This window comes from Liquorilactobacillus sicerae (assembly GCF_029916425.1).
Taxonomy (GTDB): Bacteria; Bacillota; Bacilli; order Lactobacillales; family Lactobacillaceae; genus Liquorilactobacillus; species Liquorilactobacillus sicerae.
The window spans coordinates 84,360-100,474 of sequence record NZ_JAHAVQ010000006.1; the positions used below are offsets into that span (position 1 = coordinate 84,360).

Below are 16,115 nucleotides of genomic sequence, written 5' to 3' on the forward strand. Positions count from 1 at the left end.
TTATTTTGCAGCAATTGGCTTCTTCAATAAGGCCATTAAGGCAATTACAATTGCTACTCCAACGAAAACTCCTAAAACGTACATAAGCCTGCCAGTGACTACTGGCAACACCAACAGTCCTCCTAAAGGTGCCATATCGGTTGCCGATCCCAAAGCTGCTACTACCGAACCGGCTGCTGATCCGATCATAATTGAAGGTATCACTCTTAATGGATCTGATGCAGCGAAAGGAATTGCCCCTTCTGTAATACCGCAAGCTCCCATAACAATTGCCGCTTTGCCTGAATTACGTTCTTCTTCTGTAAAACGACTACGTAAAATCAATGAGGCTAAACCAAGTCCGATTGGCGGGATGCAAATTGCAACACCGGCCATCCCCATTAAATGTCCATCGCCAGTAGCAATTAAAGCCACACCCGTCGTATATGCAATTTTATTAAAGGGACCACCCATATCAAAAGAAATCATACAACCAACAACAATGGCCAAAACAACAGCTGACCCGGTGGACATATGCTTCAACCAACTTGTTAAACCACTCACTACTCCGCCAAGCGGTGTCGCAATAACATAAATATAAAGCAAACCAATAACTAAAGAAACAATTAAGGGGATTACAATAATCGGCATTAATGGACGTAAAAATGATGGAGCTTTCCATCCTTTTACCCATTTTGACAAATATCCAGCAGCAAATCCAAGTAAAAGCCCTCCTAAAAAGCCTGTAGAAATTTTAGCGGATCCAACTGGATTAGCTGCCAAATATCCTAAAATCAAACCAGGTATTAATCCTGGTCGACCAGCAATTGAATATGAAATATACCCAGCTAAAACTGGTACTAATAATGCCATCCCCGCAGCACCAATTGTTTCAATATTTGCTAGAAATTGTATCTTAACATTGACTCCACCACTAAAAGCTAATGCAATAGCGTAAAGAATTCCTCCAACTGTTACAGTTGGAATCATATATGAAACGCCAGTCATCGCATGATTTTTAATTTGGCTAAATATTTTATTCATTAAATTTCACTTCCTTAATTAAAATTTACTTCCTTAATTAAAATTTACTTTCTTATTTTTGCAAGTGCATTATTAATAACTTTCTCCGGGTCAGTAACACAAGCAGAAACGGATGTCTCATAAATTGGTTTATCATTAAATCTTTCTGTACCTTCGATTGACACATCGATACCTAAAATTACAACATCAGCAGCCTGAATTTCAGACGATGATAATTCATTTTCAGCTCCCATTGCCCCTTGAGTTTCAATTTTTATCTGATATCCTAGCTTATTAGCAGCCTTTTCAAGCGCACTTTGCGCCATATACGTATGTGCAATTCCGGCCGTACAAGCTGTTACACCAACGATGTTCATCATAATCACCCTTTCATTAATTTTCAGTCGGATCAATAATTTTAATTATTTCATTCTTATCATTTGTTTCTAAAAGTTTTATTCTAAAATCCTCATCTATTATCTTTCGTGCGATGCTTGCCAGTATATTTAAATATGAATTTCCCTTTTGATTTTCTGGAACACCGATTAGAAAAACCAAATGTACTAATTGTTTATTCCAATAAATTCCCTTAGTCGATTTAGCAAAACAAATAAAGGGTTCTTTAACCGCATTAGTCTTGCCATGCGGAACAGCAACTTCATAACCTAATGAAGTTGAAACTTCTTCTTCACGTTTATAAACTGCTGTTCGAAATTTTTCAAAATCAGATAAACGATTATCCTTATCGGCTAAATCCACCAGATGATCAATTACATCTTTTTTACCGACTGCTCTTATGTCTAAATCAATAAGCTTGTTGGATATAAGCAAATTGATCACCTCCCAAAGCAAACTTGAATGTTTTAAACTTATTATGATTAAATTTTTTAGTTGAACAATCAACTGTTGTTTCATCTAAATTCACCTTAATTGCATCGCTTGGTAAATTTATCTGAGCCTCTCGATTCAAAAATGGATTAAAACAACGTAGAATAATTTCTTTGCTTGCCTCAGCTTTCTTTATTGTACTTACAACAGCGGTTGAATCAGCAATTTCCAAGAGTCCCAATTTGAAAGGTAATCTGCGTTTTTGGGGTACATTTCGTATAAACCGAATTCGACTATTTAAAAATGGAGCTAGTTCATAAACTTGCAATGATGAATAAAACTCCTTAGCTAATTTACAAATTTCATCTTGGTCAAATGATTTAGAACGATAACAAAAACCAAACTCAAATTTTAACTGACCTAATAGTTTAGCATCAGGCGTTAAAACAATAGTCTCACCTGAGGCCCTTCCAGGACGATAACGAAGATCAGTTTTCCCCATCCAGCTGTTAGCTCGAAAAATTGTGAAAGCCAACTGATCAAAATCTTTGCCAATAACTTCATATTCTCTTGGTCCATCAGTAAAACCAGCCACCGTTTTGTTTTCATCACTAACTGCAGCCAAATTTTGCAATGGATTTATTTCTGTTGGTTTTTCAACCCAGCCCTTTTCCTTCCAACCCTTTGCATTTTGGTCAATAACCGGACGTTTTACAACTCCAAATAGACTATCAGCAATTGAATGACTAGCTTGAATGCCTGTTTTTAGAATCAGCCGTAACCGATGATCTGATACTGGATTATTAATTTTTACACTCACTTGAATAACTGGATCACTCTTTTTTAATATTACTGATAAATCTATAATCATTTTTCTGGTAGCTGAACGCTGTTGCCGTGCAATTAGATCTTGGGGAAGAATAAATTCTAAACTAATTGTCAAAGTTTCGCTAATTTTTCCTTTTTGCGATTTTATTTTAATTAGCTTGGCATCTTTTGATGTAATTTGCCAGTCAGTTTGAGGTGGCGAGTAGTTATAAGAATCTCCTGCATCTCCATTATCCTCTAAACAAAATTGATTATGATATACTTGTTTACTTTGATTGTCTTTAACTGTAAAAGTATTATTTTTTCGATTCAATGAAATTGTATAAAAATCATTTTCAATTTCTTGATCAGCAGAAATTTCTGGCCGGCTTAAACCATTTTGTTGACTTGGAATTAAATAAAACTGACGATATCCCAAACCAGGAACATCCTTAATTAAAAATCTTACATGGGAATAGAAAACTTGTTTTGGCATCCAAGGATCTTTTTTTTGAACTCGATACATAGTGGGGGTTAAAAGTTCAGCCTGATGCAAAACATAATCACTTTGATCTTGCTGTGACAAAATTTCATAGTCAATTTCATTGCCGTCACTATCAATAAATTTAAATGCCCCATCAGGTAAATAAACATTTGCATCTAATACTGTTGTTCGCGAATATGGTAGTGAATTGAACACTGTAAAAGAGTAAGGATCCTTTGGTGAAATATTATTACTGATATCACGCATTGTCTTTTCTAATAAGTTATGAGCCATATCAGCAGCTACTTTATTTCGAGCTTTAATATCAAAATTTGTCGAATCACTATTACAATTCCCAATGCTGTCATGAGCAGCGTTTTTTAACAGCTCTTTCCAAATAAACTCTAATTCTGCATGTGGATAACGCAACCCCAAGCTATACCCCAAAGTTACCAGTGGTTCAACAACATTAACTAAATAATTCTCTAAACGATTATTAGCTTGTTTCAAATCTGCTCTGGTCGAATAAATACTTTTATGCACTCGCGAATCTTCACCATCAATTAACTCACCTTGTATTTTAGGCAGATCTTTTTTTCCTTTCACTATGTCTTCTGCTAAAGCTTCCATATAAATTTCAGGTGAAGAAATTTGATAAACCCTGCTGTTATCCAACTCATTTAACTTATCGACAATTTGATCAAGATTATGATTTATCGGTAACTGATCAAAACCATTGGGCAAGTAAAGATCAGTAAAGTTTGAGCGATTTTCAAGCTTAGGTATCATACTATTAATAAAGCTTTGCAAATCTTTTGAATTTGTTGGAATGTTTGCACCATAAAAATATCCAAATGGAATCTGTAATGCTGTAATTTTGGTACCATCGTCGCCCAACCATTCAAATTCACTTTTGGCTAACTTAGACTGACCAATCCCTCTCCAAAAAATTATTTGCTTTATACCAAAGCTTTGATAAATCTCTGGCATGTTGCCACCTTGACCAAAAATATCCGGACAATACCCGATCTTCATACTATGGCCCATTTTTTGTGCATAATCAATACCATAGTACAAGTTGCGAACTATCGACTCCTGCGAAATTGCCAACTGATCAGTTTGCGTGTACCACGGACCAAACAATAATCTTCGATCTTTAATAAGTTTGCTTAAAACTTCTTTTTTCTGTGGATAGAAATTCAAGTAGTCCTCTAACAGGGAACTTTGAGCATCAAATAAATAAAAATAAGTTTGGGGATGCTTTTTTAAAACTTCAACTACTTCGTTTATTTGACTGATCAAATAAACAGTTGCTCTGGTATTTTGAAAATACCATTCTCTATCCCAATGCGTATGCGGAACAATATGAACTGTTGTTTTCTTCATATCAACGATCCTCCTTTCATCCTTATCATAAAATCGCTTACAATAATGAACAATACTAAAAGACTTCACCTTGATATGAAAAAGGGTGTACACCTAAGCTACTTTTACTGCCCTTTCACGAGGTGTACCTGTCAAACTATTTTGTGGATGACAATCAACTAAATTAACTGCTACAACATCTTCTAATTTTATAAAAACTCTCTTGTAATACTTGATAAAGCAAGTATTACAAGAGAGTTTGGCTAAAGCTATCGCTTATGAAGCTTCTTATAAGGTTCTATGACATCTTGGTGAAGACAATGAATAGGTGGCTAGAAGCCAGTGATTATGAAATTGGCCTTGTCAATCACATGGTACAATGATTTTTAATTTATCAACTTTTAGACTCATTAGACGATAAAACTAACCGTTTTTCTTTGATTTGCAACAGTTTCAAAACGGTCGTTGATTACAACAATAAGTCTGAGCTACTTGTAAGCCGAGTCCTGTCAACTTCAAACATTAGTTTTGCCATCAGTTTCTTTAATGCAAAACTGCTGTGAGTAATTCCTGCAAATGGTCTCAGATTTTGTAACCAGCTTTTAGTAATCATCCTCATTCTGACGCTTTAGTTCTTCCAAATATGCTAAATAATCATTGTATTTTTCAACTATATCGCTATCTTTACTTTTAAAATCAAGGATTTTAAAATTGCAGACAACTTGAAAAACACGACTTTTCCTTCGATAAGCAAAGAAATTAATGATTAGTATACTTGTTTGTTTTTCAGCCATAACTTTTAAAGCATTGGTTTTTTCAATGAAATCTGCCCGAATAAGACCCTCATTAACAAATTTCCCGGTAGCACTTTCACGAATGTTAACGATAAAAAAGAAATCAGTTTCAAATTCTCTTGACAAAAACAAGGTTGCGTCATACTCTTTTAATTTAAAACAAGTTGCCAGCAGGTTGTAGCCCGTCTCATCATTTTCAAGAACTGATAGTTGAAATTCTTTTAAATCGACCACACCGTAGTATTGATCACCTACTTTGAAATTAAAAAGATCTGGATTATTCTGCAATTCAAGTCTGATCCTTTCACGTTGTAAAGCAGTCGGGTAAGTTAAAATCAAGACTTTATCCCGATAATAAGCGCTAAAAGTTGCTTCCGGCAATTCCATTTTGAGAAATTTATGGACGATTGTTAAATTAGTTAAATTAAGAAATTCAATTTTTGGTTGTTTCATTATGCTTACTTCCTTTCTTTTTGGCTCTATATATTAATACGCAAATTTTTAAAAAGGTGCTTTTTTCAAAAATTTTTTTGAAATTAATTAATCGGTATCACACATATAGAAAACCAAAGGAAAATAGTTGCAATTGCTTTCCCTATGAATGGGCTAATATTTCAAAAGGAAAAACTAAAATTGTTTTTTTAAGGCTCCCACTTCTGATAAAAAAGTTCAAAATGAATTGCATCAAAACAAAAAGTCTCCAAAATATTGACATAGATCCAAATTTGCCTGCGATCAAGTAAAATATTTTGTATTTTAGAAGTTGGAACGTTAATATTTTTAGCTAATGCATAGACTGAAAGACTTAACGGAATCTACAAACTACTCTCCCTCATAGAGATTATTAAAATAACCTCCAAATCTATTGGATATGGAAGTGGATTTATTTTCTTAATATCTTACTATCGGTAATATTCCTTAAAGAGCAGTCTTAAATTGAATAGTTAATCATTGATTCATTACATAAAGTAATCTCAGATAATATCTTAGTCGAAATATTCATCAGCTCATTTTCACTTCTAGCAATGGTTGATTGTGGTTTACCTGCTCAACTAGCAAATTACCACATTTTCATGGAGTTCTCGAAACTTTTTCTTCATAATTTTATGATGGCCTGTTAGGTATTATAAAGTAAGTATTCATAATATGTAAAATAGCTATCTTATAAATATACAACGTACTTATTTCGTGATATTATAGCTATGAGGTGAGAACTATGTTAGATAAAAAAAAAGTTTCAATTTCTGTCAAAACTAGTCTAGCGGATAAAAAACGAGCTGCTGAAATCTTTGATAGTTTAGGACTGAATCTTTCAACGGCCATTAATATTTTTATTAAAAAAAGTATTGCTGAAGGCGGTTTACCATTTGATGTCAAGGATCCATTTTATAGTGAAGCCAATCAGGCAGAACTTAACCGCCGTTTCAAAAAGGTAACTAACAATCAGGACATCCATCCCCATCAGCTTTTGGAAAATGAGGAACAATAAAGTATGTCAATTAAATTTCTAGATGAAGCTTGGAATGAATATATCGCTTGGCAAAGTGAAGATCGAAAAGCTTTAAAGCGAATTAATACTCTGATTAAATCAATTCAACGAGATGGTTTAGAATTGGGCTTGGGGAAACCAGAACGTTTGAGACATCAAGATGGCTGGTCAAGAAGAATTAATAGCAAAGATCGCTTAGTTTATACAATTAACAACGATCATTTAGTTATTGTAGCCTGCAAAAATCATTATAAATAAAGTGTACTTTAAGAAGTATGCTTTCGTAAACACCTAATAATAGACGGTCGCTTTTTTAGTTTCAGTACCTTTAGCTGAATCTAAATTGATCCACAAAATAGCGCCCTGTTTTAATTTCATTAATCAAAGTCTGAACTTTCTACGTCTTTACCCCAATTAACTTCTGTTGTACTGAGATTTCCGAATTTTTTTTCTTGTTCATCAAACAAGTTGCCATAGATCTGGTTTGCTACGTACAATCATTACGTTACATTTGGCTCAATATGCCATTCAATCGTATCAGCAGGCTGAACTTTCAAAAACTCACGTATTTAGGAACTGTAATCTGATTTTTACTTGTGATTTTCGAACTAACTTTAATTATGTTACTTGCACTCACAATATCACTTCCTTACTTTATCCTTACAAGATAGTAACGTACCAACCTTAATGTCTCAAGAAAAGCAGAAAAACTATGCAACAAATTGTCTTACCAATCAAAGATTCTAATATTCTCAAAAAGGTTCAAGCTACTTTTACTCAATAACTGTCAACTTCCTCTCACTATGGAATGTTCCGCAACTAGGATAAGTCCACTCTGTCTTTTAGTGTAAGCTACTCAGTTTCATTTGTAACCATCACAAAGTTCTTCCCAATAGCTTGGCCCTTGGCCTTGTATTCCAATTTTTGTAGGAAACTGCGCCAACCCACATCAGAAATTGATATAGCTAAAACGTGGTTTCTCAATTGAAAAAAGCGGTTATTAACGACAGCCACGATGATATTTTTAACTAGGCTAATAAGCTGCTTTTTCAACCAGCCCAACGCTTTTTCAGCCTGAGTATCTGGTAAAGATTCACAAAAATAGTAAAATAAGTCATCCAAAGTACGCTCGTTAACGGCCTCTCGCAAAGACAGTACTTTTTGTTAGTACCTGATAATTAATTAGCTTTCAATCACTTTTTTAATAGCAGGACCTGATTCCCTAAGACAGATTCATAAAAATTCTTACGAGCGAAGAAAAAGCTTCGTCTTACTTTTGCCTTCTCCAACCGGCTTTACTCGCAACTGACAAGGAATAGTTTGCTGCAACATTTGTACGTGGCTGATAATTCCAATTGTACGGTCGCTACTTTCAATACTCTGCAAAGCCGACATTGCAGTTTCAAGAGAATTCTGATCCAAAGTGCCAAAGCCTTCATCAACAAAAAGTGTATCAATACTGATGCCACCAGCTTCATTTTGAATTACCTCCCCCAAAGCAAAAGCCAGGCTCAGTGCAACAATAAAACTTTCACCACCGGATAACGTATGGACATTTCGTTGCTGCCCCACATCACCGTCAAAAACATCGATTTCTAGTCCCGTATTTTTTTGGTAGGAACCTGGTTCGTTGTGAAGCCTTAATAAATATCTGCCGGAACTCAATTTTTTTAAATGCTGATTAGCAACTTGAAGGATCTCTGCGAGTTCAGCCCTTAAAACATAGCGTTCCAACCCCAGCTTATTAGCACTCTTGCCATTAATTGCATCAACCAATTTTGACAGCTGAGTGATTTCTGCTTCCTGTTCTCGAATCTTTTCAAAATTAGTAGTGATCTCATGCAAAAGCGACTGATTTAAGGCTGCCTGCTCGTGTTGATCATTGTACTTTTGACGTAAATCTTCAATTTTTCCAAGTAAATCTTTGATGGCAGCTGCTTCTTGGTGCAAATCAACATATTGCTTATCACCGATTTCTTGCTGATAAAAATGAATTCTATTATCAACTTGTTTGACTGCATCTTGATATTCAGTCAGCTTTTTTTGTAATAATTGGATCTGATCCAGCTTTGGCAATAAGTTTTCAAACTGCTGCCAATCTTTGGTTCCAAACTGCTGTAAAATGGCAGTTGTAAGCTTTTTTTGAAGTGCAGTTAACGTCCCTTGAACATTATCTTTTTCCTGTGTTAAATTCTTTTGCTGGGCATTTAAAGACACGATATGGGTAGTAACCTGGTTCAAATCAGCATTATTTTTTGTAACCTGGTCATTATAAGCAGTGATCAGATGCTGCAATTTTGTTAAATGTTCATCAAGTGATTTTAAGTCTGCAAAGTCTTTCGGCAAATTATTTTCTAACTCCTGCAACGAACCTTTTTTGCCAGCAAGTTCATTAGTAGCAACTGTTAACTTGCTGTTCAAATTGTTAATGATACGCTGAACATCTTGGTACTTTTGCTTGGCGTTATCAAGTTGCTGGGCTTGGGTTTGCAAGTGTTCAATTTGCTTAGTCGTTTCAGCAGATGTTTTTTTTGCTTCATGTTGCAATTTTTTCAGCTTAGTAGTCAAAATAGCTATATCATCAATTTTCAACTTTAAATGCACTGCCGCATTGATTTCTGCAACTAACTCAGCTATGCGCTTAATATAGCTTTGCGTTTGACGATCCAGTTGTTCTTGTAAAGATCCCAATTGTGCCTGATAGTCAGCTTGATTTTTATTGGCTTGCGTTAATTTTTGCGCAACTGTTTTTAGTTGAACATCAGTCACTGTTTCCCTGGTGTTCAACTGAGCTGGTGCAGGATGTTTGATACTGCCGCAAACTGGGCATGGCGTGCCTGGCTTCAGCTGAGCTACTAGCCTGTTGATTTCATTTTTCAAGCGGATTTCATTTAAATTATCATAGATATCCTGACACTGTTTTGCCATTTCTCGTGCTGTTTTTAATTTTTCAATCAGTTCTTGATCCCGGACTTGCAAATCGGTATTTTCATGATTGAGCTTCAGCAAATCCCTTAACTTGTCTTGAAAATTTTTTAAAGTCTGAATTTTCTGCTTGCTCTCAGATAACTGGTCACTCAATGCTGGACGAGCTGCAATTTCATTTTCTAAAGCCGAAATTTGTTTGGTAAGCTGCTCGGCTTGATCTCGATTGGCTGCTAAGTTTTGTTTGACTTGAGTAACTTCTTTTTCTGCCAATCTAACTTCAACCTGCAACTGATCACGCTTGGTAAATGATCTGCGTTGAGGAGCTAAGATAACAGTTTGTTCACGCAACCTTTTTTGCTCATCTTCTTGGTTAGCAAGTTGTTGTTTGACAGCTTCAAGCTCCTTTTTTTGAGCTAATGACTTTGTCAAATCTTCCTGATTTTTTTGAATACTAGCTTGGTACCGAATAGACGCACTTTGTTTATCTTGAAATTGGTCGTATTGCGGTTTCAAATCCTTTACCCATGACAGGACTGCAAATTGCCGCTTTAACTTTTTATATTTTGACTGCTCGGTTTTAAGCTTTGCTTGTTGTTGATTTAAATTATCAAGTTTTGCGATCTGATCATTAGTTGTTTTTTGTTCTGCCAATTGACGATTTTTAATATCATATTTACTTTGAAGAGTATCAGCTTGATTCTTAAGTTCAGTCAATTCTAAAGTAGCGTGTTTTTGCTGCACCTTTAATGACTCAAGTTGCGTTTCTGTATTTTCATCAGTGATTCCTTCAGGTGCAGCTACCCACTGAATGCGAGCTAAACTTGTCTTGATATTATCTTGCCAGCCCTTAGAATTGTTAGCCAGATCATGAAGCTGTTCATTTAAAACTTCGCCCCACTTGCTATATAGACCAGTATGAAAAATATTACGCAGCAATTTTTCTTTTTGATCGCTACTTGCTGCTAAAAATTCTTGAAAGTCTCCTTGCGGCAACAAAACGATTTGAACAAATTGTTTTCGACTGAGTTGGAGAATCTCTTTGATTTTAAGATTAATATTGACAATTTTCTTTAATTCATCAACTTTTTTCCCATTTTCGAAAATATCTAAAACGCCCGTGGCTGCGAATCTTTTTTGACCTTGACCACGCTTTTTGTTCAATATTTGCTCGGGCCGACGAGAAATTCTATAAGTAATTCCTTGATGTTCAAATACCAAATCAACTTGAGTAGGTGAATCGTAAGCAGCAAAGTCAGAGCGCAACGATGCAGGATCACGGTCATCTGTAATACTTTGACCATAAAGAGCAAAAGTAAGGGCATCAAAAATTGTTGTCTTTCCGCTGCCTGTATTACCAGAGATCAAGAAAATCGGCGATTCGTTAAGATCAGTGAAATCAATAGTTTCATCTTCGTAAGGGCCAAAATTTTGCAGATGCAATTTCAAAGGTTTCATTAATTATGACCCCCATCTTTTGGTTGACTTGCCTTTTTCAAAGCTGCTTTGGCCCATTTTTTCTGCTGAGAAGTAAGCGCTTCATTGGCGACCTTTTCATAAAATTCTGTTAGCAATGTCATTGGATCCTTTTGCCGAATTTCTTTGCCCTTTTCACCATGATAATCAAGTGCAGCCGCATAACCATTTTCCCAGTTCAGGGCAATAATCTTAGGATAGATATGGCGCAAGCGAGCCATTGCATTGGGGATCAGTGTTTCATCCGTCAAAGTGATGCCAAAAAAATCATTATGATTCAACTTTTGATAACAGGTCTTATCAGTTAAATTATTGAAACTGTTAGTTAAAGAATGAACATCTCTAATTGGTTTGATTGACTTAAAAGTAAGTTTAAATGGTTCTGTATCAATGATGTAAACACCCTTTTTCTGATCAGCTTCAGACAGCGAAAATTTAATGGGAGACCCGCTATAGCGAGCATGGTCAGTATGCAGGGCGTCTTTACCATGTAAATGACCCAAGGCAACATAATCAAAATCTTTAAATAAAGAAATCGGTACCGATGCTAAGCCGCCGATCCGAAGTTTGCTTTCAGATTCAGTCGTAACACTGCCGTCTGCAAAAAAATGTGCGACGAGCAAATGAAACTTTTTTGGATTGAAGGCAGCTTTCATCTCAGCAATGATAAGTTTAAAAGCTTGATCTAACTCCTTGATCGAATCATTATTAAAATATTGTTGTGCTTCAAAGATTTCAAAGTAAGGTAACAGAAAAATTTGCGTATCAGGCAACTCAACTGGCTTGAAAGCTTCTTTGAGCTGAGTATGCAGATAGAAATTAGTTTGTTTGAACCATTTTGTTCCAGTTGCCAGGCGTTGGGCACTGTCGTGATTGCCAGAAATGGCATAAATCGGTAATTTATCAGTCAAATTGAGCTTTTCAATCATTGAATTAAGCAGCCCTACTGAATCCTCCGCAGGCAAACTGCGATCATAGAGATCTCCAGCAATAATCACACCATCAACATTTTCCACAAGTGCGATTTTTTCAATCTGGAGAAACGCATTTTTTTGTTCTTCCGTTAAATCAAAGCCATGAAGCCGACGACCAATATGCCAATCGGCAGTATGTAAAAAGCGCATTGTTTTAGGTCCTTTCATGTAAAAACTTATCACTTTGTTATCTAGTAGTAAATTCCCAAACAATCTAATATCATTTTGCAAATCTCGTCGATATTGATTATATATGATTTTTTCCATTACTTTGGTGTGACTTGCATAATCATTTTGTATGTGCAAAACTATTTAACCTATTCGCCAATTTTAGCGTCCCCGTTCGATTTTTAAATATTTGGCTTTGATACCTACATTTTAAACCTTGTGTGGGTGTTATGAATTAAAACTCTTATTAATATTCTTTTGAAACTAGTCTAATAACGACAAGTTGGAATGGTTTAGAATATTTTTGACATCTGTCTGCACTAATCTCCAAATTCAAAAATATCTTTGACTGCCATTTTAGCTTGAAATAATTCTTTGACATTAACATGATCCACGATTTTACCATTCAATGCTAGATAATCGCAGACTAAATGACCTGTCAGGATAACATTATGATCAAGTCTGTCAGAGCAAATTGAAAAGGTTCTTTATATGTATGAGTAGCAGGTGTTATTGGAAAACCAACGATCATTCTGGTTTGCTAATCAAATGCAGCACCACTAATCACTAACATTGATTGGCAACTAAATACAGATAGTGCTTTAATGCTTTGATAAATGCTGGAACAAGTCTTTTAATCATTTCAACAGAATTCCCAACTTTTCGGATAATCACTTCAGCCATTTGGGGGTTCAATCTATAATTACGCAAAGTTTTTAAAAACATCTGAAATTTCAGAATATTTTTTAAAAAGTATGTTATATAAGGAAGCTCCATCGATGACCCAAAATATCTGTACCTCCAATTTTACAGCTTATAATTGCTCATTACATTAAAATTACTTGTCAAAAAGATACCCCATCATTTAACTATTGCTGCGATATTTTTACCAATGAAGTAGTACTCATGACTAAATGAACGGTCGGTTATTAAGTATTTACGCCGTTTTGCCAATTTAGAATTTAAAAAAGACTTGTTTCCAATTAGAAAATGGAAACAAGTCAACGCTGATTAGTTATAAGCTTAATCTATCTAATTTTATTAATATGGTTTAGAAAGTTTCATTTACTATCTTTAAAATCGCCTAACTGCTGATAAAGCTCGATTATTTCAGCTGCCAAATCACGAAAAGTAATGGCATTCATCAAATGATCCTGACCATGGATTAACAGTAAGCTGACCTGATGGGGCTTGCCATCAGCTTCATCACTCAATAAATTTGTTTGTGAATCATGTGCAGCTTTTAAAAATCGATCAGCTTGATCCAATTTCTCTTGGGCAGTTGCAAAATCACTTCTCTTTGCGGCTCTGATTGCTTCAACTGCAGCCCCCTTAGCATTCCCACCATTAATGATCAAACCCATGATTATCTTTAATTCGTTTTGATCTTCCATTTCTTCCTCACAAATTTATTTTGATTTAAATTTAAAAAGCAATTCATAAAAATACTAACTCATCAAAGATTGAGCTTGTTCTAAAACCTTTTTGCCGTCCATCATGCCATATGCTGCCATATCAATGATGGCAATTGGAACGTTAAATGACTGATACTTTTTCTCAAATTCCGCTTTCAAATATTTGACTTGTGGTCCTAACAAAATACAATCAATTTTTTCATTATGCAATATATCACCGGCCTCAGCTGTCGGTTTAGCAAAGATTTTATAATCAAGCCCACTCTGTTCTGCGACTTTTTGCATTCGTGAAACCATCATACTAGTACTCATCCCAGCTGTACAGCATAACATAATCGTCTTTTCGCTCATAATTAAAAACGTCCTTTCATCAGTGCTCAAGGCAATAATTATCCTTGACTGCCCTCAATTAACCTTTCATCCTAATTTTCTTCTAATTTCAATTGATTTTTTTCATAGACTTTGAAAAATGGCCAATAAATCAACATTGCGATGAAAATTAATAAAATCCAGAAAATAACATTGCGCCAGTCAAGACTACACATATAGGCTTGGGCAAAAAATGGCGTAAAAGAAGGATCAACAATGTATCCCAGACTGATCAAATGCATATTTTGCGCAGCATAAGTCAAAAGCAGATTGACAATTGGTGAAATTAAAAAAGGAATTCCTAAAATTGGATTAAAGACAATTGGACAGCCAAAAATAATTGGTTCATTAATACTGCATAATCCAGGAATAAATGATAAACTTCCTAAAGTTTTTAGCTTCTTCGATTTACTTCGAATCATTAATAAAATCAATCCCAAAGTATTCCCAGATCCTCCTAAAACTGAAATCCGAAACATTTGAAGATTCATTAAATGAGTCGGATCCATTCCCTTGTTGACCAGTGCAGCATTCAACCCCGTTTGCGCAACCCCAATTGTAAAAACAATTGGAAAAACGATGCTTGCTCCGTTAACCCCAATCAGCCATAAAAGATTGCCTAAAGTAACGATCAGAATAAAACCCCAGATATTAGTTGCTAAAGAAGTCGCTGGAGTCAGCAGATCAGTAATAAACACCGGGAAAGAATGAGCAGTCAAAGCAACGACTAACAAATTTGCACCATAAAAAACAATTATATTGGCTGTCACAGGAATCAAAGAGTTAATAAAAACAGCGACCATCGGCGGAATTGAATCTGGTAACTTTATTTGTAAATGAAGTTTCAAAAGTAAACGATTAAGTTCAACTGAAAGCAGCGCAATGATGATGGCAACGAAGATTCCATTCGTTCCTAAATATGTAAGTGATATTTTACTATTTTTGACGGTCGTCGTAACCATTAAATAAGTTGTTAGAGCAATCATACCATCCATAGCTGCATTGCGCTTATAAATTTTGCTCAATTCATGACCAATCCCAAAAGCACAGATTACACCATAAATACCCATTGTTAGATTATATGGCAGCGTAATAGCATCATAATGAGCTGTTGCAAAATGTTTCCAATTGGCCATAAAATGCATGAAGGCATTAGCTGTCTGTGGATTATACCGACTCAAATCGATCGGTGGATTAGCAAAAATCAGGAAAAATGAGCCAATCACCAAAAAAGGCAGTCCAAATAACATTCCGTTAGCGATGGCTTGTAAATGCTTTTCATTGCCTAACTTATTCCCAATTGGCGACAAAACAGCATCAAGCTTGTTAAAAAAAGATTTTTCTTTCTCCATGCCTTTCCTCCATTAAACTTGATAAGGGTTAAATTCAAAAGCTGTCGGGATGATTTTTGACTTATCGTAATGCTGCATCAACTTATCATATTCCTCGTAATAACCATTATTGACGTCAAGCTGTGGTGTTACTTGACTGTCAACATGCAAGAAATGCAAGCTTCCACGCCCCATTTTTTTACCACGAGTTGTATGCTTGTCTAGAGCGTAATCTGGAATCTGAGGAACATATCCCAGGTTAAAATTCTTGATTACGATATTTTTCAGCAAATCAGACGAACGATCTTTAGTCGATGCACACAAGTAACGAATAGCATGGACAAACATCATCGCCCGATCAGGCTCATCGTACTGGAAGTTTTGGCGAATCTGATTTAAACTATTTATTACAACTGGTGCGAGTGGATTTCCCATTCCAATATCTTCAACTGAAATTGCTTGCAATCTTCGCCACAGCTTTTCTTCAAATTGCGGTGAAGAAATATACATTTCATAGGCAAATTCAACGGCTGCTCGTTCCTTGCCTTTACGGATAGATTTTTGCAAAGCAGAGATCACTTCATCTCCCATTAATCCATTCCGAGTCGTCGTCCTTGCCCATGGATCAGATAAAAATTCTGTTTGTTCATTATCTTCGCTTGTACTCATAAAAACATTTACCTCCTGA

At 35.4% G+C, this 16,115-nt stretch carries 14 protein-coding genes; 2 read left to right on the forward strand and 12 right to left on the reverse strand.

Going from position 1 to position 16,115, the window contains the following annotated elements:
• From KH893_RS05525 to KH893_RS05545, 5 genes are all read right to left on the reverse strand, one after another.
• On the reverse strand, nt 1-1,023 hold the full coding sequence (locus KH893_RS05525; RefSeq protein ID WP_281165149.1) for a PTS fructose transporter subunit IIC: 1,023 nt from the start codon (nt 1,021-1,023) through the stop codon (nt 1-3).
• A 44-nt stretch (nt 1,024-1,067) separates the two neighbouring features.
• Nucleotides 1,068-1,379: a PTS fructose transporter subunit IIB gene (locus KH893_RS05530; protein ID WP_281165150.1), complete on the reverse strand. Its 312-nt coding sequence runs from the start codon at nt 1,377-1,379 to the stop codon at nt 1,068-1,070.
• Nucleotides 1,380-1,395: 16 nt separating this feature from the next.
• A complete protein-coding gene (locus KH893_RS05535; protein WP_281165151.1) occupies nt 1,396-1,833 on the reverse strand; it encodes a PTS sugar transporter subunit IIA in 438 nt (145 codons plus the stop codon).
• Nucleotides 1,808-4,507, reverse strand: a complete 2,700-nt coding sequence (locus KH893_RS05540; RefSeq protein ID WP_281165152.1) for a glycoside hydrolase family 38 N-terminal domain-containing protein — start codon at nt 4,505-4,507, stop codon at nt 1,808-1,810. Before KH893_RS05540 ends, KH893_RS05535 begins: the two co-directional genes overlap by 26 nt.
• A gap of 581 nt (nt 4,508-5,088) precedes the next feature.
• Nucleotides 5,089-5,733, reverse strand: a complete 645-nt coding sequence (locus KH893_RS05545; RefSeq protein ID WP_281165153.1) for a hypothetical protein — start codon at nt 5,731-5,733, stop codon at nt 5,089-5,091.
• Between the two features lie 763 nt (nt 5,734-6,496).
• Here KH893_RS05545 and KH893_RS05550 point away from each other — a divergent pair.
• Together KH893_RS05550 and KH893_RS05555 are read left to right on the forward strand one after the other, a co-directional pair.
• Nucleotides 6,497-6,769: a type II toxin-antitoxin system RelB/DinJ family antitoxin gene (locus tag KH893_RS05550; protein ID WP_281165155.1), complete on the forward strand. Its 273-nt coding sequence runs from the start codon at nt 6,497-6,499 to the stop codon at nt 6,767-6,769.
• 3 nt (nt 6,770-6,772) lie between these two features.
• Nucleotides 6,773-7,027, forward strand: a complete 255-nt coding sequence (locus tag KH893_RS05555; RefSeq protein WP_281165156.1) for a Txe/YoeB family addiction module toxin — start codon at nt 6,773-6,775, stop codon at nt 7,025-7,027.
• Nucleotides 7,028-7,621: 594 nt separating this feature from the next.
• Here KH893_RS05555 and KH893_RS05560 read toward each other — a convergent pair.
• The 7 genes from KH893_RS05560 to KH893_RS05590 form a co-directional block, all read right to left on the reverse strand.
• Nucleotides 7,622-7,891 (reverse strand): hypothetical protein, encoded by a 270-nt coding sequence (locus tag KH893_RS05560; RefSeq protein WP_281165158.1) that lies wholly within the window; start codon nt 7,889-7,891, stop codon nt 7,622-7,624.
• Nucleotides 7,892-8,014: 123 nt separating this feature from the next.
• Nucleotides 8,015-11,152: an AAA family ATPase gene (locus tag KH893_RS05565; protein WP_281165159.1), complete on the reverse strand. Its 3,138-nt coding sequence runs from the start codon at nt 11,150-11,152 to the stop codon at nt 8,015-8,017.
• Nucleotides 11,152-12,294, reverse strand: a complete 1,143-nt coding sequence (locus tag KH893_RS05570) for an exonuclease SbcCD subunit D (RefSeq protein WP_281165161.1) — start codon at nt 12,292-12,294, stop codon at nt 11,152-11,154. Before KH893_RS05570 ends, KH893_RS05565 begins: the two co-directional genes overlap by 1 nt.
• Before the next feature lie 1,079 nt (nt 12,295-13,373).
• A complete protein-coding gene (locus KH893_RS05575; protein ID WP_281165162.1) occupies nt 13,374-13,706 on the reverse strand; it encodes a PTS sugar transporter subunit IIA in 333 nt (110 codons plus the stop codon).
• A gap of 54 nt (nt 13,707-13,760) precedes the next feature.
• A complete protein-coding gene (locus KH893_RS05580) occupies nt 13,761-14,078 on the reverse strand; it encodes a PTS sugar transporter subunit IIB (protein WP_281165163.1) in 318 nt (105 codons plus the stop codon).
• Nucleotides 14,079-14,149: 71 nt separating this feature from the next.
• Complete coding sequence (locus KH893_RS05585) at nt 14,150-15,448, reverse strand: PTS sugar transporter subunit IIC (protein ID WP_281165164.1); 1,299 nt, start codon at nt 15,446-15,448, stop codon at nt 14,150-14,152.
• A 12-nt stretch (nt 15,449-15,460) separates the two neighbouring features.
• Nucleotides 15,461-16,096, reverse strand: a complete 636-nt coding sequence (locus KH893_RS05590; protein WP_281165166.1) for an AAA family ATPase — start codon at nt 16,094-16,096, stop codon at nt 15,461-15,463.
• Nucleotides 16,097-16,115 lie beyond the last annotated feature (19 nt).